At 73.4% G+C, this 18,061-nt stretch carries 17 protein-coding genes; 6 read left to right on the top strand and 11 right to left on the bottom strand.

The genetic code is table 11. From position 1 onward, the window contains the following. Nucleotides 1–11 precede the first annotated feature (11 nt). Complete coding sequence (locus HLB15_RS01990; RefSeq protein ID WP_171103186.1) at nt 12–1,100, bottom strand: Gfo/Idh/MocA family protein; 1,089 nt, start codon at nt 1,098–1,100, stop codon at nt 12–14. Nucleotides 1,101–1,139: 39 nt separating this feature from the next. After that, nucleotides 1,140–2,297, bottom strand: a complete 1,158-nt coding sequence (locus tag HLB15_RS01985) for a Gfo/Idh/MocA family protein (RefSeq protein WP_171103185.1) — start codon at nt 2,295–2,297, stop codon at nt 1,140–1,142. Between the two features lie 263 nt (nt 2,298–2,560). Between HLB15_RS01985 and HLB15_RS01980 the strand changes: the two genes are divergently transcribed. From HLB15_RS01980 to HLB15_RS01960, 5 genes are all read left to right on the top strand, one after another. Next, on the top strand, nt 2,561–3,616 hold the full coding sequence (locus HLB15_RS01980) for a LacI family DNA-binding transcriptional regulator (RefSeq protein ID WP_171103183.1): 1,056 nt from the start codon (nt 2,561–2,563) through the stop codon (nt 3,614–3,616). Nucleotides 3,617–3,739: 123 nt separating this feature from the next. Further along, complete coding sequence (locus HLB15_RS01975; RefSeq protein ID WP_171103181.1) at nt 3,740–4,669, top strand: sugar phosphate isomerase/epimerase family protein; 930 nt, start codon at nt 3,740–3,742, stop codon at nt 4,667–4,669. 40 nt (nt 4,670–4,709) lie between these two features. Then, nucleotides 4,710–6,452 (top strand): dihydroxyacetone kinase family protein, encoded by a 1,743-nt coding sequence (locus HLB15_RS01970; RefSeq protein WP_171103179.1) that lies wholly within the window; start codon nt 4,710–4,712, stop codon nt 6,450–6,452. Beyond that, nucleotides 6,449–6,946 carry a ribose-5-phosphate isomerase gene (locus tag HLB15_RS01965; RefSeq protein WP_171103177.1) on the top strand — a complete coding sequence of 166 codons (498 nt, stop codon included), beginning with the start codon at nt 6,449–6,451 and terminating at the stop codon, nt 6,944–6,946. Before HLB15_RS01970 ends, HLB15_RS01965 begins: the two co-directional genes overlap by 4 nt. 34 nt (nt 6,947–6,980) lie before the next feature. Beyond that, nucleotides 6,981–7,940, top strand: coding sequence for a 3-hydroxyacyl-CoA dehydrogenase family protein (locus tag HLB15_RS01960; protein ID WP_171103175.1), 960 nt, complete (start codon nt 6,981–6,983; stop codon nt 7,938–7,940). 7 nt (nt 7,941–7,947) lie between these two features. Here HLB15_RS01960 and HLB15_RS01955 read toward each other — a convergent pair whose 3' ends face one another. The 4 genes from HLB15_RS01955 to HLB15_RS01940 form a co-directional block, all read right to left on the bottom strand. Then, a complete protein-coding gene (locus HLB15_RS01955) occupies nt 7,948–9,033 on the bottom strand; it encodes an alpha/beta hydrolase (protein WP_171103173.1) in 1,086 nt (361 codons plus the stop codon). A 53-nt stretch (nt 9,034–9,086) separates the two neighbouring features. After that, nucleotides 9,087–9,374 carry a hypothetical protein gene (locus tag HLB15_RS01950; RefSeq protein ID WP_171103171.1) on the bottom strand — a complete coding sequence of 96 codons (288 nt, stop codon included), beginning with the start codon at nt 9,372–9,374 and terminating at the stop codon, nt 9,087–9,089. 123 nt (nt 9,375–9,497) lie between these two features. Continuing rightward, nucleotides 9,498–9,857, bottom strand: coding sequence for a divalent-cation tolerance protein CutA (gene cutA, locus HLB15_RS01945; RefSeq protein WP_171103170.1), 360 nt, complete (start codon nt 9,855–9,857; stop codon nt 9,498–9,500). 32 nt (nt 9,858–9,889) lie between these two features. Next, nucleotides 9,890–10,480, bottom strand: a complete 591-nt coding sequence (locus HLB15_RS01940) for a TetR/AcrR family transcriptional regulator (protein WP_171103168.1) — start codon at nt 10,478–10,480, stop codon at nt 9,890–9,892. Nucleotides 10,481–10,579: 99 nt separating this feature from the next. Between HLB15_RS01940 and HLB15_RS01935 the strand changes: the two genes are divergently transcribed. Then, nucleotides 10,580–11,296 (top strand): SDR family NAD(P)-dependent oxidoreductase, encoded by a 717-nt coding sequence (locus HLB15_RS01935; RefSeq protein ID WP_171103166.1) that lies wholly within the window; start codon nt 10,580–10,582, stop codon nt 11,294–11,296. A gap of 121 nt (nt 11,297–11,417) precedes the next feature. Here HLB15_RS01935 and HLB15_RS01930 read toward each other — a convergent pair whose 3' ends face one another. The 5 genes from HLB15_RS01930 to HLB15_RS01910 all read right to left on the bottom strand — a co-directional run. Then, a complete protein-coding gene (locus tag HLB15_RS01930) occupies nt 11,418–13,241 on the bottom strand; it encodes an FtsX-like permease family protein (RefSeq protein ID WP_229785539.1) in 1,824 nt (607 codons plus the stop codon). 5 nt (nt 13,242–13,246) lie between these two features. Next, nucleotides 13,247–13,999 (bottom strand): ABC transporter ATP-binding protein, encoded by a 753-nt coding sequence (locus tag HLB15_RS01925; RefSeq protein WP_171103162.1) that lies wholly within the window; start codon nt 13,997–13,999, stop codon nt 13,247–13,249. A gap of 170 nt (nt 14,000–14,169) precedes the next feature. Beyond that, a complete protein-coding gene (locus tag HLB15_RS01920) occupies nt 14,170–14,898 on the bottom strand; it encodes an SDR family NAD(P)-dependent oxidoreductase (RefSeq protein WP_171103296.1) in 729 nt (242 codons plus the stop codon). 60 nt (nt 14,899–14,958) lie between these two features. After that, on the bottom strand, nt 14,959–15,774 hold the full coding sequence (locus HLB15_RS01915) for a helix-turn-helix transcriptional regulator (protein WP_171103160.1): 816 nt from the start codon (nt 15,772–15,774) through the stop codon (nt 14,959–14,961). A gap of 127 nt (nt 15,775–15,901) precedes the next feature. Next, nucleotides 15,902–18,061: ALF repeat-containing protein (locus tag HLB15_RS01910; protein WP_212759391.1), on the bottom strand; the 2,160-nt coding region annotated here is incomplete at its 5' end.

Raw genomic sequence — 18,061 nt, 5'->3', positions numbered from 1 at the left:
ACATGACTACCTCAGCGGGAGGGGCGGGGGAGGAGGTCTTCCGCCTGGAGCTGGGCGCGGACCGCCAGCTCCGCGGCCTTGAGCGCGTGCTCCTGCGTCATCGCGTTCTCGGTCCGCTCCAGGCAGTCGAGCACGAGCTGGCCGAAGTACGGGTACCCGACCTTGCCGTGCACGTCGAAGTGCGTCTCCTCCTCACCGTTGGCCAGGAAGAGGTGCCCCGGGCCGTCCTGCGTGCCGAGGTTCATGTACTTGCGCTGCTCGATGAAGCCCTCGGTGCCGAGGATGAAGGTGCGGCCGTCGCCCCAGGTCTGCAGACCGTCCGGCGTGAACCAGTCGCAGCGGAAGTAGCCCGTCGCGCCGGTGTCGGTGGTGAGCATCGCGTCGCCGAAGTCGTCGAGACCGGGGTGGTCCGGGTTGGCGTAGTTGGCGATCTGGCTGCGCACCACCGTCGCGTCGGAGGCGCCGGTGTAGTGCAGGATCTGCTCGATCTGGTGGCTGCCGATGTCGCACAGGATGCCGCCGTACTTCTCCTTCTCGAAGAACCACGCGGGCCGCGACCCGGCGGACAGGCGGTGCGGGCCGGTGCCCATGACCTGCACGACACGACCGATGGCGCCTGCCTCGATGAGCTGCGATGCGAAGACCGCCGTCTCCACGTGGATCCGCTCGGAGTAGTAGACGGCGTACTTGCGGCCCGTGGTCGCCGTCGCCTCGCGGACGGCGGCGAGCTGGTCGAGCGTGGTGAGCGGGGCCTTGTCGGTGAAGTAGTCCTTGCCCGCGGCGATGACGCGCAGGCCGAGGGCGGCGCGCTCGGACGTCACGGCGGCACCGGCCACGAGGTGGACCGCGTCGTCGTCGAGGACCTCCTGCTCGCTGCGGGCCACCCGGACGTCGCCGAACCGCTGGACGAACTGCTCGACCTTGGCCGGGTCGGGGTCGTAGACCCACTTGAGGGTCGCGCCCGCGCCGATCAGGCCCTCGCACATGCCGTAGATGTGGCCGTGGTCGAGGCCGACCGCCGCGATGACGAACTCGCCGGGGCCGACGACGGGCGCCGGCATGGCGTCGGGGGAGTAGGTGCCGCCGAATGCTGTGCTCATGGGTCTCTTTCGCTCGGTGGGTGGTGGGGCCGGGGCGCGTCAGCGCGCCTCGCCGCCGACGGAGATGGTGCCCTCGAGGTCGTCGATCGACCGCGCCTTGGTGAAGTAGCGCGGGGCGTTCTCCAGCACGCCCTCGCCCGTGTAGTACGGGCTGTCCGCGGGGATCGGCAGGTCGACGGTGCGGCGCTCGATCGCCGCCTGGTAGATCGCGGTGACGACCTCGACGGTGCGGCGGCCGTCGGCGCCGCCGATCGCGGGCGCGCGGCCGGTCTCCAGCGCGGCGAGCACGTCGTCGACCTGGCCCGTGTGGCCGAGGTGGGCCAGCTTCTCGTGGGCGGCCGCGAGCTCCTCGAGGCGCGCGACGAGCGCGGTGTCGCCGTTGGACGTCGGGAAGCCGTTGGGCTGGGTGGTCTCCGAGCGCACCTTCCAGGGCTGCGCGACGGACGCGTCGCGGCCCTGGACCACGATCTCCTGCTCCTCGCCGTGGTGCACGACCGAGCTCGTGAGCTGGGCGACGGCGCGGTCGTACTGCAGCAGCGCGACCGAGAGGTCCTCGACCTCGGCGTTGTCGTGCCACGCGTTGGTCATCATCGCGGCCACGGCCTGCGGCGCCCCGAGCATCCAGAGCATGAGGTCGATGTGGTGGATCGCGTGGTTGAGCGTGGGGCCGCCGCCCTCCGACTGCCACGTGCCGCGCCAGGACAGGTCGTAGTACGGCACGCCGCGCCACCACGCCGAGTCGGTACGCAGGTGGGCGACGGGCCCGAGAAGGCCGGAGTCGAGCGCCTCCTTGAGCACGGCGATGTCGTCGCGGAACCGGTTCTGCGCCACGACGGACAGGACCTTGCCGCTCTCGCGCTCGGCCCGGAGCATCGCGTCGCAGTCGGTGAGCGAGGGCGCCATCGGCTTCTCGACCAGGACGTTCTTGCCCGAGCGCAGCAGGTCGATCGTGATCGGCGCGTGCGTGGACGGCGGCGTGCACACGCTCACCAGGTCGATGTCCTGCCGGTCCAGCAGCTCCTCGTGCGAGGCGACCACGACGGCGTCGTCGAGCCCGAGCTCCTGCTTCCTCGCCTCGGCCCGCTCGGGCACGACGTCGCACAGGGCGACCACGCGGCACCGCTCGGGGAACTGCAGGTAGGCCCGCAGGTGGGAGGCGGAGATGTTTCCGGTGCCCACCAGGGCGACGTTCAGCATGCGTGCTCCTCGGTTCTGACGCCGGGGTGCCCGGGAGCCCGTGCGGACCGCACCGTCCACCTCCACCGTCGCTGTCGAAACATTTCGCCGAAAAATTTCAGGATCCGGCAGAAACCGCGTTGTACGCTAACGGCCCGTTGTTCCGCTGTAAAGGGCCTCGAATCGGTCCGAGGTGGCCGGGGCGGCCCGCTGGCGGAGGCGCTTGCGACTCTTGTGATTTTCGAGGATCCGGGATACAAACTGACCGGACGAGGAGGGCTGGCGTGACGAAGAAGACCGGGGCCCCGCGCCCCAACCTGGCGGCCGTCGCCGCGCACGCCGGCGTGTCCACCGCGACCGCCTCCAAGGTCGTCAACGGTCGCCCGGACGTCGCCGAGGGCACGCGCGAGCGCGTCGAGCGCGCCATCGCCGAGCTCGGCTACCGCGGCCCCACCCGGGTCAGTACGGCGACCACCGTCGAGCTCATGGTCGACGTGCTGGACACCACCTACGCGACGCAGATCCTGCGTGGCGTCGTGCTGGCGGCCGAGGAGCTCGACCTCGACGTCGTCGTGGGCCGCGTGCGCCGGCGGTCCGCGCGCGGCGTGCCGGAGTCGAGCGCCGCGTGGGCGCAGCGCCTCGCCGCCGCCGAGCGCGTCGGAGCGATCGTGCTGACCTCGGGTCTCGGCCCCGACGTCTACGGCAGCCTCGCGCGCGCCCGGCTGCCCGTCGTCGTCATCGACCCCCTGGACTTCACGCAGGAGGGCGTCGTCTCGGTCGGCTCGACCAACTGGCTCGGCGGGCGCAGCGCCGCCGAGCACCTGGTCGGCCTGGGGCACCGGCACATCGCCGTGGTCGCGGGGCCCGCGGAGTCGCTGAGCGCGGTCGCGCGTCTGGACGGCTTCCTCACCTACTGCCGGCAGAGGGGCGTCGAGGTCGACCCCGAGCTCGTGCGGCCCATCCGGTTCGACCACGACCAGGCCGTCGAGGTCGCCGAGCGCTGGTTCCGCCGGCCGGACCCGCCCACGGCGGTGTTCGCGGGCAGCGACGCCCAGGCGATGGGTGTCCTCGAGGCCGCCCGCCGCGCGGAGCTGCGGGTCCCGCAGGACGTCAGCCTCGTCGCGTACGACGACACGCCGCTCGCCTCGTGGGCCAACCCGCCGCTGACCGCGGTACGCCAGCCGCTCGAGGAGATCGGGCGGCGCGCCGTGCACACGGTCCAGCAGCTCCACGAGGGCAGGCCCGTCGACTCCCACCACATCGAGATCGCCACCACGTTCGTCGTGCGTGACTCGACCGCAGAACCCCGCACCACCCTGCTCCGCACCGCGCGGGGCTGACCAGCCGCCGGGGCCACGGCACCGGCGGGCACCCACGACCAGCCGCCGGGCGTACCGGTCCGGCGGACCGACCGAGACGCCGTGCGGGCAGCCGCACGACGTCCCCGATCGACGGAGATCACCATGCGCACAGCCGACGACTGGCCCATCGCGGCCAACATGCTTTCCTTCGGGTCGACGACGCCGGACGGCACCCCCAACGTCGACGCCCCCGCCGAGTCCTGGCGCGGCCAGCTCCAGCAGGTCGCCGACCTGGGCTTCGCCCACGTCGACCCCACCGACGCCTGGCTGTCGATCGGCGAGCTGAGCGACGCCCGGTTCGAGGAGCTGCTCACCGTGCTGCAGGAGACGGGGCTCACGGTCCCGTCGGTCTCGACCACCCGCCGCAGCGTCGTCGACGCCGAGCGCGGCGAGGACTACCTGCGCTTCGGCCACACCATCATCGACCGCGCCCCCGCGCTCGGCGCCGAGGTCGTCAACTTCGGGTTCATGCAGGCGCTCACGCCTGCCCAGGAGAAGGCGCTGTGGTTCTGGCTCGCCGAGGGGCACCACGACGACCTCGACGACAAGGAGGGCTACGACCTGGCCGTGGCCCGCATCCGGGAGCTCGCCGACCACGCCGGCGAGGTCGGCGTGCAGGTCAGCCTCGAGATGTACGAGGACACGTACATCGGGACGCCCGACCTGGCGGTGCGGTTCGTGCAGGACGTCGACCGCGACAACGTCGGTATCAACCCCGACCTCGGTAACCTGGTACGCCTGCACCGTCCCATCGAGGACATCCCGACGATGTTCGAGAAGGTCCTGCCGCTGACCAACTTCTGGCACATCAAGAACTACACGCGGGACGAGGACCCGGCGACGGGTTCGTACGCCACGCACCCGACGCCCCTGGTCCAGGGCGTCGTGAACTACCGCGCCGTGATCCGCCGGGCCCTCGAGCTGGGCTTCGAGGGGGTCTTCGTGTGCGAGCACTACGGCTCCGACAGCCTCGGCGTCGCCGCCATCAACCGCGAGTACATCCGCGAGGTGCTCCGCGGCGCCGGGCGCTGACCCCGCAACCCCCAGGTTCCCGAGCAAAGGTGCAGGTGAGATGACCTTCGTCCACAACCGACCGGAAAACTTCGTCCCCGAGGCCCTGAGCGGTCTCGTCAAGGCCCACCCGGGCAGGCTCCGTGCCGTCCCCGGCGGCATCGCCCGCGCGGACGGCACCCGCCCGGGCAAGGTCGCCGTCGTCGTCGGCGGCGGGTCCGGGCACTACCCGGCCTTCGCCGGCCTGGTCGGCGACGGCCTGGCCGACGCCGCCGTCTGCGGCGACATCTTCACGTCCCCGTCGACCCGCCAGGTGCTCGACGTGTGCCGCGCCGCCGACGCGGGCGCAGGCGTCTTCGTCACGTTCGGCAACTACGCCGGCGACGTGCTCAACTTCGGTGCGGCCGCCAGCCGCCTGCGCGCCCAGGGCACGGACGTCACCATCCTCCTGGTGACCGACGACGTCGCCTCCGCGCCCGCCGACCGGCACCACGACCGCCGCGGCGTCGCGGGAGACCTCGTGGTGTTCAAGCTCGCGGGCGCTGCCGCGGAGGAGGGCGCCGACCTGGCCGAGGTCAACCGCCTCGCCGCCCACGGCAACGACCGCACCCGCTCGTTCGGCGTCGCCTTCGACGGCTGCACGCTGCCCGGCCACGACCACCCGCTGTTCACGCTCGAGCCGGGCGTCGCGGCCTGGGGCCTCGGCATCCACGGCGAGCCGGGCATCGGCGAGGAGGCCCGGCCCAGCGCCGCCGCGCTGGCCACCGAGCTCGTCGACCGCGTGCTCGCCGAGCGCCCCGCCGACGCCGACGGCCGCGCCGCCGTGCTGCTCAACGGGCTCGGCAACGTCAAGTACGAGGAGCTGTTCGTCCTCTGGGACACGGTGCACGACCTGCTCGTCGAGCGCGGCGTCACGATCGTCGCCCCGCTGGTCGGCGAGTACGTGACCAGCCTCGACATGGCCGGCTGCTCGCTCACGGTCACGTGGCTCGACGACGAGCTCGAGCGCCTCTGGCTCGCACCCGCCGACGCGCCCGGCTTCCACCACGGCAGCTGGCGGCCCGCGCCTGCCACGACGCCCGCGCCCCTGCCGAGCGAGCCCGAGACCGAGCTCGTGCGCGCCACCACGCCCGAGGGCATCGCCGCTGCGGGTACCGTCGCGAGCCTGTTCCACCGCGCCCAGGTCGCGCTGCACGACGCCGAGCAGGTGCTCGGCGACCTCGACGCCGTCGCCGCCGACGGCGACCACGGCCGCGGCATGTGCCGCGGGATCGACGCCGCCGTCGCGGCCGCCGACGACGCCGTCCGCGCCGGGGGAGACGCCCCGTCCGTGCTGCGCCGCGCGGCCGACGCGTGGGCCGACAAGGCGGGCGGCACCTCGGGCGCGCTGTGGGGCGTCGGCCTGCTGGCCCTCGCCGACGCGCTGCCCGCCGACGCGGCGCTCACGATCGAGCACGTCGCCGCGGGCATCGTGGCGGCGCGGGACCAGATCCAGGAGGTCGGCGGCGCGCGCGTCGGCGACAAGACGCTCGTCGACGCGCTGCACCCGGCCGCCGAGGCGCTCGCCGCGGCCGTCGCGGGAGGCGCGGCGCCCGCCGACGCGTGGCGTGCCACGATCGAGGCGGCGGACCAGGGCGTCGAGGCGACGAAGGACATCGCGGCCCGCCGGGGTCGCGCACGGGTGCTGGGCGACAAGAGCCTCGGCGTCCCGGACCCGGGGGCGACGTCGCTCGCCCTGCTGCTGAAGGAGGCGGGCGCCGAGGCCGGTGTCCCTGCCCCCACGACGACGGAGGTGGACTCATGACGGACGGGCTGCGGCTGGTGGTCGGCGCGGACGACGCCGGCTACGAGTACAAGGAGATCCTCAAGCGGGACCTCGAGGCGGACCCGCGGGTGGCGTCGGTGGTCGACGTCGGCGTGGGCGACGACGAGCACACCGTGTACCCGAAGATCGGGGCGGCGGCCGCGCGGCTCGTCGCAGCGGGCGAGGCCGACCGGGCGCTGCTCGTGTGCGGTACGGGCCTCGGCGTCGCGATCTCCGCGAACAAGGTGCCCGGCGTACGCGCGGTCACGGCGCACGACTCGTTCTCGGTCGAGCGCTCCGTGCTCTCCAACGACGCGCAGGTGCTGTGCTTCGGCCAGCGCGTGGTCGGCATCGAGCTGGCCCGGCGCCTCGCCCGGGAGTGGCTGGGGTACCGGTTCGACCCGAGCTCGGCGTCGGCCCCCAAGGTCGCCGCGATCGGGGAGATCGAGGAGGGCCTGGTCGAGGGCGAGGTCACGCCCGGCGCCTCCTGCTGACTCCCGTCACCCCACACGTTCCAGGAAGGACATCATGGTCACGAGCATCACCTCCGTCGCCGTCGTCGGCGCCGGGTACATGGGCGGGGGCATCGCGCAGTCGTTCGCGCTGGCCGGGCTGCCCGTCACGATCGCCGACGCCTCGGCCGACGCCACGCAGGCCGCCTACGAGCGGCTCCTGGCGGAGTCGCAGGAGTTCGAGGACGAGGGCCTGTACGACGCGGGTGCGACGGAGGCGATCCGCGGCAACCTGCGCACCGCGGCCTCGATCGAGGAGGCCGTGGCGGACGTCGACTTCGTCGAGGAGGCCGTCTTCGAGTCGGTCGAGGTCAAGCACGACGTGCTGGGCCGCATCTCCGCGGCGGCGCGCCCCGATGCGATCATCGGCAGCAACACCTCGACGATCCCCGCGCGCGTGCTGGCCACGGCCGTGACGAACCCCGAGCGGTTCCTCACCGTGCACTTCTCCAACCCTGCGCCGTTCATCCCCGGCGTCGAGCTGGTGCCGAGCGAGAGCACCGACCCCGCCGTCGTGCCCGTGGTGCGCGAGCTGCTGGGCAAGGCGGACCGGCAGGGTGCCCTCGTGGCGGACGTGCCGGGATTCGTGCTCAACCGCCTGCAGTACGTGCTGCTCAAGGAGGCGATGTCGATCGCCGAGGAGGGCATCGCCTCGCCCGAGGACATCGACACCGTCGTCCGCACGACGTTCGGGTTCCGTCTCGGGTTCTTCGGCCCGTTCGCGATCGCCGACCAGGCGGGGCTCGACGTCTACGCGGGCGGGTTCCGCACGTTCGAGGAGAACTTCGGCGAGCGGCTGGCCACGCCGCGCCTCGTGCAGGAGGCCGTCGAGAACGACCGCAAGGGCGTGAAGAACGGCAAGGGCCTCACGAAGGACTACACGCCGGAGGAGGTCAAGGCGCTGGTGGCCTACCGCAACAAGGCCTACAGCGAGATGGGCCGCCTGCTGCGCACCCTGGGCCCGTCGCCGGCCTGAGCCGACGTCACGACCTCGGCGCCGTGGCGGACCGTTCGGTGAGGGCACGCTCGGCGTCGAGGTAGACGTCAGGACGCTCGTAGTGCACCAGGTGGCCGGAGGCGACCTGCACGAGCTCGGCGTCCGGCAGCAGGGTGAGCGCCCGGTCGGCGTCGTCGGCGTCCATGGCGGCCATGAGGATGCCGTCCTGGTAGGCGCTGCCGCGGGCCTGCTCGAAGTAGTTCGTGTGGATCAGCGTGGTGGGCACGTCCACGGCGGCGAGGCTCGCCGCGGCGTCGAACCCGTCGTACCAGCGGTCCGCGACCCAGGCGGCGCCGAACGCAGGGTCGTACTCGACGAGACCCTCGAAGTAGACGCTGACCAGCGGCGGCAGGTAGAAGACCCGCAGCGGCTCGTCCGGGTGGTCGTCGATCCACCGCAGCGAGTAGTCGACGATCGGCCCCTCGGCCGGGCCGAAGAACGCGAAGTAGTCGCTGCGCTCGACGAACCAGCGCTGGAAGTCCGTGCCGCCGGCGCCGTCGGGGTGCTCGGCGAGGTAGTCCCGGGCGATGGTCGGCAGCCCGCCGCCCGTGGTCTCGAGCAGGCGTGGCATCTCCGACGAGAACAGTGGCGGGTCCTCGAGCAGCAGGCCGGTGACGAGGTCCGGGTGCTCGGCCGCGACCTGGAGCACGAGCAGGCCGCCGGACGAGTGGCCGGAGAGCAGGGCGGGCTCGCCGACCACCTCGTCGACGAACCTCGCGAGGATCTCCGCGACCTCGGCGTTGGTGTAGCGCTCCGCGGGGAGACGGCCGGAGCCGCCGTGGCCCGGCACGTCGACGGCGAACACGTGGTGCCGCTCGGCGAGGTCGGGCAGCACGAGCGCGTGGTCCTCCCAGCGGGAACCCTGACCGTGCACGAGCACCAGCGGCGAGCCGTTGTCGGGGCCCTCGCCGTAGGTGAGCGCCAGGTCGTCGACGGTCGCCTGCTGCTCGGTGAACCCGGCGTCCCGGACGGCCGCGGTCTCGCGGTCGCGTGCCGTCGCGTTGTTCCAGAGGTACCCGGCGACGGCGAGGACGACGAGGGCGACGACCACCCCGAGGGCGATCAGGAGCACGCGGCGAACCAGGCGTCGACGAGGGCGGGCTGTGGCGGTGGGAGCTGTGATGGTCACTGGTCCTGGTCGGGGGTGTCGGGGGTACCGGGCTGGTCAGGGGCGGTGTCGTCCGGGCGGTCGTCGGAGCGGTGCTCCGTGGTGCCGGTCGTGGTGGTGCCGGTCGTGCCCGGGGCCGAAGAGGGCGCCAGGGCGAGGCCGATGCCGATGCCCACCGGGCCGAGCGACGGGACGAACGCGAGTCCGATGCCGATCCCGATGATCGCTCCCCAGACCCAGGGTGACCAGGGCCGGGCCGGTCGGCCGCCGGGGTCGGGACCTGTGCCGGGTTCGTGGGTGGTCATGGGCCCACCATAGGGGGGACGGCGTGCCGGTGCCCGTGAAGTCCGCGCGACCTCGCCGCAGCGCTGTTGCTCCGAGCAGCCGTTGTCTCCTCCCTGTGACGGGCGCGACGGGCATCCCGGACGTCACGCGTCCCGTGGCTCGGGGGCGGTCCCGTCCGCGGTCTCGTCGCGGATCCAACGCAGGTACTCGGGGTTGCCGCCGATCAGGGGCGTCACCACGACCTCCGGCACCTCGTACGAGTGCTCACGGACGAGGTGCTCGGTGAGGCGTTCGGCCAGGGCCGCCGTCGTCTTGAGGACGACGCGCCACTCCGTGTCGGTCTGCACGGCGCCGTCCCAGCGGTACACGCTCGTGATCGGGCCCTCGGTCTGCGCGCACGCCGCCAGCCGTCTCCCGACCGCCGACGAGGCGATCGCCTGCGCCGCCTCCACGGTGTCGACGGTGGTCGCCACCTGCACGAGCTCGACGTCACGCCACTCCATGCCGACGAAGCGTACCGGCGCAGAGGCCGTCGTCACGCGCGAGCGCCGCGCACGGCCGCGACCGCCTCGTCGTAGAGGTCGAGGAGATCGCCCTCGCCGTCGTGGTCGAGCCAGGTGGCCATGGCGGCGTCGAAGCAGCCGAAGACCGTGCCGAGGACGGCGCGCGCCCGGGTCGTGGCGGAGCCCGCGGCCGGGACGGACCCGTCGAGCCGCGCCTCGACGAGCGGGACGAGCTCCTCCTGCAGGCGCACGCGCTTGCCGAGATAGGCGGCGCGCAGGGATGCCGTGGTGTGGATCAGCCGGAACCGCGCGAGCGCGTCGAGCGGTGTGGCGTGCACCGACAGCGCGGCCGCGAGGGCCTCGCGCAGGGCGGTCCAGGCGTCGACGTCGTCGGGCTGCTCGCGGAGCGTGGTGCCGACGAGCGCGACGAACTCGTCCTGCGCCCCGCCGACCAGGTCCTCCTTGGTGCCGAAGTAACGGAAGAGGGTGCGCTGCGAGACGCCGGCCTCGTGGGCGACCTGGGCGATGGTCGTCGCCTCGAAGCCCTGCTCGGTGAACAGGCGCAGCGCGGTGTCGAGGATCTCCTGGACGGCGAGCTGCCGCGTGCGGTCGCGCAGGTTCATGGCGGCAGCGTAACGCCCGTGGCGGTCAATGACTAGTTGGCAGTCGCTGCCACAGAGGCGTACGCTGCCACGCACCACCCTCCGAGCGAAGGACACGACATGAGCACGAAGACCGCATTCATCACCGGCGGGACCAGCGGCATCGGCAAGGCGACGGCGGAGCTGCTCCATGCGCGCGGCTGGCGCGTCATGGTCACCGGCGTGACCCACGTCGGCGACGCCGACCTGCCCGACGGCGTGCGCGCCGTCCGTGCCGACCTGGCGTCGCTGAGCGACATCGACGCAGCCGCCGAGCAGGCGCGCGAGCACCTCGGCTCGATCGGGCTGCTGTTCCTCAACGCCGCGGCGTTCCGCAGCGGGCCGTTCGAGTCGACGTCGGAGGAGGACTTCGACGTCGTCTTCGACGTCAACGTCAAGGGCAGCTTCTTCACGCTGCAGCGGACGCTGCCTCTCCTCGGCGAGGGGTCGTCGGTCGTCTTCACCGTCGGCGCGGGGGAGGGGACCGGCGCCGCCATGATGGCCGCCAAGAACTCGCTGCTGCCGCTCATGCGCTCGCTCGCGCTCGAGCTCGCGCCCCGCGGGATCCGCGTCAACGCGGTGAGTCCCGGCGTCATCGACACCCCGGTGTACAGCCGGATGGGCATGGCGCCCGAGGCGCTCGCGGCCTGGGGTGCGGAGGTGCCGCTCGGCCGTGTCGGCACGACGACGGACGTCGCGGAGGCGGTCGCCTACCTCGCGTCCGACGCCGCGGGCTACGTCACGGGCGAGGACCTCGTGGTCTCCGGTGGCATGGGCGTCCACCCCCGCACAGCCTGACCCCGCGCGCCCCGCCGAGGTAGTCAGTTGGCGAGGTAGTCACTAGGCGAGGTAGTCACGTAGCGAAGTAGTACTACCTCGCCACGTGACTACCTCGCCAACTGACTACCTCGGCAGGGGGCTAGCGGGTTGTCAGGCGGGTCGGGACGAGGGTCGCCGCGGTCGCGATGAGCACGACCGCCGCCGCCAGGGCGCCGTAGACAGACCAGTCGAACGCCGGGACGGCGGTGCCCAGCATCCCGTACGCGACGCCGACCAGCGCCGGCAGCACGGCCAGCGTCCCCAGCACCAGGGCCGTCCCGGCGACGAACGCCGACTCGACGCCGACCATCGCCGTGAGCTGGCGCCGCGTCGCGCCGACCCGGCGCAGCAGGGCGAGCTCCGGACGGCGTGCGCTGGTCAGCATGACCAGGGTGTTCGCCGCGGCGACCGCGATGAACACGATGAGCACGAGCAGCAGCACGGTGCCGAGCTCCTGCTGTGCCGCCGCGCCGGACACGGTCGTGTCGACGTACTCGTCCACGGTGAGCACCTCCAGTCCCGCGACGGCGAAATCGGCGGGACCGCGCACGTACAGCGCGGCCGCGGGGACCGGCTCCGGGAGCGCCACGGCGTCCACCAGGTAGTCCCCGAAGCCCAGGCCACGGTCGTAGACGGCGACGATCGTCGGCGAGGTCTCGCTGTCGCCGAGCCGCACGTCCACGGTGTCGCCCACGCCCTTGCCCGTCGCGAACAGGCTCTCCGCGCTGACCGCGACCGTGCCGGGGCCGGTCAGGTCGGACAGGGAACCCGCGGTCACGCCGACGTCGACCAGGCCGGCGGCGTCCCCGGAGAGGGCCGTGAGGGCCGACGGCTCCCACGCCAGGCCGCCGAGGTCGTCGTCCGGGTCCGTCCGCACCTCGGCGGGGACCGACGCGGTCGCGAGCACGGCCTCGACACCCGGCGTCGTCGTGACGGCGTCCACCTGCTCCGGCGTGAGGCTGCCGGGCGCGGTGACCACGGCGTCGGCGGAGACCCCCGTGCGGAGCTGTGCGGCTGCGGCGTCGACGATGCTGCCGTTCACCCCCGTCTGCACCGTGCCCAGCGCGAGGAACAGGGCGAGCGGCACGATCGCCGTCGTGAGGCGGCGGGCGAAGCCACGGCTGTTGAGCAGCGCGAGCAGTGTCGCGGCGTGCCGTGACGTCCGGGAGGCGTCGACCGCCCGACGGGCCGCCGCCCCGACCAGCGCGGGTCCCGCCAGGGCGGCGGCGCTGATGAGCAGGAACGCCGACGTCGCGCCCGCCGCGCTGCCCAGGAGGCCGGGCAGGACGAACGGCGTGCCGGCCAGGAGCAGGCCCGAGACCAGCAGGACGACGGCCCACGCGCGCCGCGCGGCCGACAGCCCGGCGGGCTCGGCGGCGGTGCCGCGCACGGCTGCCGTCGGGCTGACGCTCGTGACCGACCGGGCGACGAGCCGCGCCGCGAGCAGCGCCGTCGGGAAGAGCAGGGCCAGTGCGCCGAGCACGGGCAGGGGCGTGACGACCAGGTCGAGCCCTTCGGGCACGATGCCGCCCGACGCGAGCAGCGGCGTGAACAGGTGCGCGGCGAACAGGCCGGGCACGGCGCCGACGGGGGCCGCGACGGCGAACACGAGGCCGACCTCCGCCGTCACCATCGAGCGCACCTGCGCGGGAGTGGCGCCGACGGCGCGCAGGAGTGCGTACTGCTCGGTGCGGCGGCGCAGCGCCGCGGCGAACGTGGAGGCGACGACGAGCACAACGACGAGGACGGCCGTGCCGGCGAACGAGCCGGCGACCGTGGTGAGCATCGGGGCGTCGGCGCGCAGACCGCTCTCCATGAGCACACCGTTCGCGGCGAGGAGCGCGGCGGCGGCCACGACGACGAGGAAGCTTCCGGCGAAGCTCGCCGGGTTGGCGCGGACCGCGGAGCGGGCGAAGGACCACATGGTCGTCACCGCCCCAGCTCGACGAGGCGGGCGACGACCTGGTCGGTGGTCGGCGCGACGAGCCCGCCGGCGAGCAGGCCGTCGGCGAGGAAGAGCACGTCGTCGGCGGCGACGGCCACGGACGGGTCGTGCGTCACGACGACCAGCGTCTGGCCGAGCTGCTTGGCGGTGCCGCGGAGCACGTCGAGCACCTGGTCGCCGGTGCGGCGGTCGAGGGCGCCGGTGGGCTCGTCGGCGAAGACGACGGTCGGCCGCGTGACGAGCGCGCGGGCGATCGCCACGCGCTGCGCCTGCCCGCCGGACAGCTCGCGCGGCAGGCGGTCGGCCATGCCCGCCAGCCCGACGGACTCGAGCAACGTGTCCTGCCACCTCGGGTCCGGGCGGCGCCCGTCGAGCAGCAGCGGGAGCTGGACGTTCTCGGCGACCGTGAGGTGGCCGACGAGGTTGTACGCCTGGAACACGAAGCCGATGTTCCGGCGGCGGAAGCGCGTGACGGCGTCGGCCGACAGGGCGGTGAGGTCGGTGTCGCCGATGTGCACCCGCCCGCTCGTCGGCGTGTCGAGGCCCGCGGCGACGTTGAGGAACGTCGACTTGCCCGAGCCGGAGGGCCCCATGATCGCGGTGAACGCGCCGGGCCGGACGGCGAGCGACACGCCCCGCAGCGCGGCCACCTGCTCGGGGCCGTTCGGGTAGGTCTTGGTGAGCTGGTCGAGGCGCACGGCGGTGTCGAGCCGGGGCGGTGTGTCGATCGCGGTCATCGGAGCGACCTTTCGGTGAGGAGGACGTCTTTCTTCCTCCACCGACGCTATGGACGGCGCGCAGCAGGCTCTACGGGCCTTCGGATGGTCCGCGGGGGTTGCATCGTTCGATGGAGCCCGTGCCGTGGCCGGCGTGTCGCCCGGCGTCCGACGAGCGCGCCACCCGCGTCTCAGCGCAGGGCCACGCCCGTCTCGCGCTCCAGCGCGGCCACCAGGCGGTTCTGGAAGGCGACGTCGAGGGCGGAGGCGTGCGGTTCCTCACGCTCCTGGTGGTACCAGTAGCCGCCCGCCGTCAGCGCCGCGGCGTCGTCGCTCGTCGCCAGCCACTCCTGCGTGACGTGGCCCAGGTCGAGATCGTCCGGCGCGCCCGCTCCGCCCATCCGCGTCGGCACCCAGCCCGGGTCGACGGCGTTGCTCAGCACGCCCGGGCGCAGCCGCGCGACGGCGAGCGCGAGCGCCGTCACGAACAGCTTGCTGTCACCGTAGGAACCCGGTGTGCGGCCCTCCCAGTCGACGCCGTCGAGCACCGGGCGGCCGCTGAAGTGCGAGCCGCTGCTCAGGTAGACGAGGCGGCGCGGCCCCGGCACCAGGGCCGTGAGCAGGTACGGCGCGACGACGTTGACGGGCATGATCGCCGGACCGCGGTAGACACCGGCGTTGTGGATCACGGCGTCGAGCGGCTCGCCGTCGGCCAGGGTCGCGGCGAGCTCGTGGACGGACCTCCGGTCGGCCAGGTCCGCCACGACGAGCCGGGCGCCCCGGTCGACGAGCGGGTCCAGCGCCCGCGCTCGGTCCGGGTTGCGCGCGTGGACGACGACGTCGTACCCGTCGCCCAGGAGGGTCTCGGCCGCGAGGCGGCCCAGCCCGTCGGCCGAGCCGGTGACGAGGATCCGGCGCACCGTCGCATGGTCCATGCCTCGATGGTAGGCGCGGGCGCGTCCGGACGACGGCGACCCGGGCTACTGCGCGGCGGGCATCCCGAGGCGCTCGCGGAGGCGGACCCCCGCCGCGAAGCGGGTGGGCGCGTCCAGGAGCTCGAGCACCGTCGCGATGTCGGCGCGCACGGTGCGGACGCTGACGTCGAGCCGGTGGGCGATCTCCTCGTCGGTGGAGCTGGTCAGCATGAGGGTGACGATGCGGCGCTGGCGCGGGGTGAGCTCGGTCAGGGCGGCGGTCTCGGCGTCGCAGGGGTAGGTGGTGGCGAGGACGGCGTCCCAGTAGGCGCGCGCCGCGGTGAGGCAGCCGGCGTCGCGGACGTCGATGACGGTCGGGCTGCCGCAGACCGTTGGCCCGTCGAGGAGCACGCTGGTGCCGTCGATGATCTTCATCTGGAGGGGCGCGAAGCCGAAGAGGTAGACGGACGGGTCCTCGCCGGCCAGGACCAGGCGGGCGTCCGGGTCGAGGCCGGAGTGGTTCCAGACGCTGGTCATGCGCAGGCCCGCGTCGAGGAGGATCGCGTTGTTCGGCAGGCTGGTCCTGAGCTGGCCGACGGTGCCCGAGTGGCGGATGGACTCGAGCGTCCGCCAGGTGCTCGCGGTGCGGACGAGGGCCTGGTTGATCCCCTTCGGGCCGCGACCCACGATGCGCGCGGCGACCCGTTGACGGCGCTCGAGGGCGCCGACGATCCGGGCGCGCTCCTCCTGCAGGTGCGCCATCGCCTCGAAGACGCGCTGGGTCCGCTGCCACGACAGGGTGCCCGTACCCGTGTAGGCGGAGAAGTCGAGAGAGAAGGCCGGCCAGCCGCCTGCCCCCTGTGCTGTCGCTGTACCGACCATCGTGACCACCCCCGACACAGACGTCCCGTCCCCCGCACGACTCTAGCGGGGCGAAAAGTCGGACGCCGCAAATATGGTGCCGGGGCGATCGTCCGCCTGGCCGATCACGACCAGGCGGACGATCGGGTCAGCCCACGAGCTCGCGGAGGAAGCCCGTGATCTCGTCGTACGCGCGAACCACCCAGCCGCCGACCGCGGTCGTGTCCGCGTCCGACGTCACGTCGGGCAGCGGGTGGTCGACGTCGAAGTCCCAGCCGGTCAGCGTCTCGAACGCCGAGTTCCAGCTGCCCCGCAGGGGGTCGTCGTGCAGCAGGGTGACGGCGCTGGCGGGGTACGGGAGCTTGCTGATCGCCGTCGAGATCGCCCAGGTGCCGATCTCCTGCTTCATCGCAGCGCTGTGGTAATCGGTGTACTGGGCGCGGGCGATGATCTCGCCGAGTCCGGCCACCGTGGAGATCGTGCCCAGTGCCTGGCCGATCAGCGCAGCCGGCGCACCGAAGCCGACCTTGGGGACCCAGGCGAGCCAGGCGCTGAAGCCCCCGGCCGTCGAGCTGACGTTGTCGGCGACCCAGGCCCAGTCCCGCGGGTTGGTCACGTCCTTGGGGATGATGCCGAAGGGGTCGGCGTACTCGCCCTCCTCTGCGGGCGGTGAGCCGGCGAGCACCTCCTGGAACTGCTGGAACGCGAGACCGATCGTATAGACCCAGGCCTCGTCCGCGGCCCGCCGCGCCGCGACGGCGTCCTGACCGGCCGCGATGGCGTCCGCGTGGGCGCGGGTCGCCGAGGCGCGCGCCGACCAGGCGAACGCGGACGCCCGCCCGGCCGATCTCATGGCGCGCATCACCGAGCCGTCCGCCGCGACGGCGGCGGCTCGCGCCGTTGCCGCGGCGTCCTTCGCTGTGACCGCCAGCTCCTGGGCGCGTGTCGCCGACCGCGTCGCGAGGTCGGCGAGCCGCTGGGCCTCGGCCTTCGCAGCGCGGGCGGCCTCGTACGACTCGTTCGCCCGCTGCGCCCACTGCTGGGCCTCGTCCCGTGCGTCGTTGGCGATCCGGGCCGCCTCGCAGGCCTTGGCGGCGTCCCGCATCGCGGTGTTCGCCAGATCAGCGGCTCTGTTGATCGAGGCCCGGATCGCGTTGACGTGCGACTCCCGGTCGTGGTCGAGGAGCTCCGCCTGGTACCGCAGGCTGGCGACGAACCGTCGTCGGGACGCATGTGTCCCCTCGAGCGCCACCTCCGCGGCGGCCTGGGCATAGATCCCGCCGGAGTCGAGGATCCGGAAGGCCTCCGCGGTGTCGTCGGCGGTCACGGCCTCGGCGAGGTCGGTGGTGAAGAAGGTCTTCAGCGCCTCGGCGGAGCCGTCGTCGAGTGCTGCCTCCGCCGCGCCTCGCACGGCGGTCCCGGGTGAGGCGCCGAGGATCTGCAGGATCGCTGCCCGGTTGTCCTCCGCGGCCGCCTGGACCACACCGTGCGTGAGAAAGGCCCGAGCCTCGTCCGGATCCTCCGTCTGGAGCACGGCCAGCGCGGCGGACCTGACACGCTGCGTCGACGTCTCGCCGAGGCCCGCGACGACCATCTGGTCGTCCTGCCCCTGCGCGGCCGCCCGGCCCTCGGTGATCCAGCGGACCATGTCGTCGTCCGTGCCGGCCAGGGCGAGCTCGGCGGCTGCCCGCGTCCACGCGCCCGGTGTCGAGGTCGCCGCAGTGATCTTGACGGCCGCCTCCCGTGCTGCCCGAACGGCTTCGTCGACGGCGTCCGCCTGCAGCGCCTCCTCCGCCGCGGCGATCAGCGCCAGGACCTCGTCGGAGTACCAGGACTCCCGGGTCTGCTCGCGTCGCACGCGTTCCAGGAGCTCCGCCTCCGCCAGCGCGCTGACCCGGGCCACGGTGATGGCGGCCTCCTTCTCGATGGCGAGCCGTGACGTCTCGGCCTCTCGCGCTTCCGCCTCCACCGCACGGGCTTCCTCGACGGCCTCGACGGCCGCTGTCGCAGCCTCGACCGCCGCGTCGGCCGCGGCCTGGGACCGCTGGGCGAACTGTGCAGCGTCCCACGCGTGGTCGGCGGCTTCCTCTGCTGCTGCGCCCGCGGCCAGGCAGTGCTCGCCCGCGGAGCGGGCTCGGACGCGGGCCTCCCGCGCCGCCGCCTTGGCTCTGTCGGCGAGCCGCTGGGTGGTGGCTGCCGCACGTCGGGCCAGGTCTGCCGCAGCGGCGGCCTCGGCCGCCGCACGTCGTGCCTCAGCCACCTCCGCGTGCGCGGCACCGGCAGCCGCGGCCGCGTTCGCGGACTCGGC

It is taken from the genome of Promicromonospora citrea (assembly GCF_013004695.1).
GTDB lineage: Bacteria > Actinomycetota > Actinomycetes > Actinomycetales > Cellulomonadaceae > Promicromonospora > Promicromonospora citrea.
The sequence above is the reverse complement of the archived record's forward strand: the minus strand, read 5'-3'. Positions and strand labels throughout refer to the sequence as shown.

Coding starts and splice junctions, on each gene's coding strand:
- HLB15_RS01990 (WP_171103186.1), bottom strand. CDS start 1,100: ATGAGCACAGCATTCGGCGGCACCTACTCCCCCGACGCCATGCCGGCG.
- HLB15_RS01985 (WP_171103185.1), bottom strand. CDS start 2,297: ATGCTGAACGTCGCCCTGGTGGGCACCGGAAACATCTCCGCCTCCCAC.
- HLB15_RS01975 (WP_171103181.1), top strand. CDS start 3,740: ATGCGCACAGCCGACGACTGGCCCATCGCGGCCAACATGCTTTCCTTC.
- HLB15_RS01970 (WP_171103179.1), top strand. CDS start 4,710: ATGACCTTCGTCCACAACCGACCGGAAAACTTCGTCCCCGAGGCCCTG.
- HLB15_RS01965 (WP_171103177.1), top strand. CDS start 6,449: ATGACGGACGGGCTGCGGCTGGTGGTCGGCGCGGACGACGCCGGCTAC.
- HLB15_RS01960 (WP_171103175.1), top strand. CDS start 6,981: ATGGTCACGAGCATCACCTCCGTCGCCGTCGTCGGCGCCGGGTACATG.
- HLB15_RS01950 (WP_171103171.1), bottom strand. CDS start 9,374: ATGACCACCCACGAACCCGGCACAGGTCCCGACCCCGGCGGCCGACCG.
- cutA (WP_171103170.1), bottom strand. CDS start 9,857: ATGGAGTGGCGTGACGTCGAGCTCGTGCAGGTGGCGACCACCGTCGAC.
- HLB15_RS01940 (WP_171103168.1), bottom strand. CDS start 10,480: ATGAACCTGCGCGACCGCACGCGGCAGCTCGCCGTCCAGGAGATCCTC.
- HLB15_RS01935 (WP_171103166.1), top strand. CDS start 10,580: ATGAGCACGAAGACCGCATTCATCACCGGCGGGACCAGCGGCATCGGC.
- HLB15_RS01930 (WP_229785539.1), bottom strand. CDS start 13,241: ATGTGGTCCTTCGCCCGCTCCGCGGTCCGCGCCAACCCGGCGAGCTTC.
- HLB15_RS01925 (WP_171103162.1), bottom strand. CDS start 13,999: ATGACCGCGATCGACACACCGCCCCGGCTCGACACCGCCGTGCGCCTC.
- HLB15_RS01915 (WP_171103160.1), bottom strand. CDS start 15,774: ATGGTCGGTACAGCGACAGCACAGGGGGCAGGCGGCTGGCCGGCCTTC.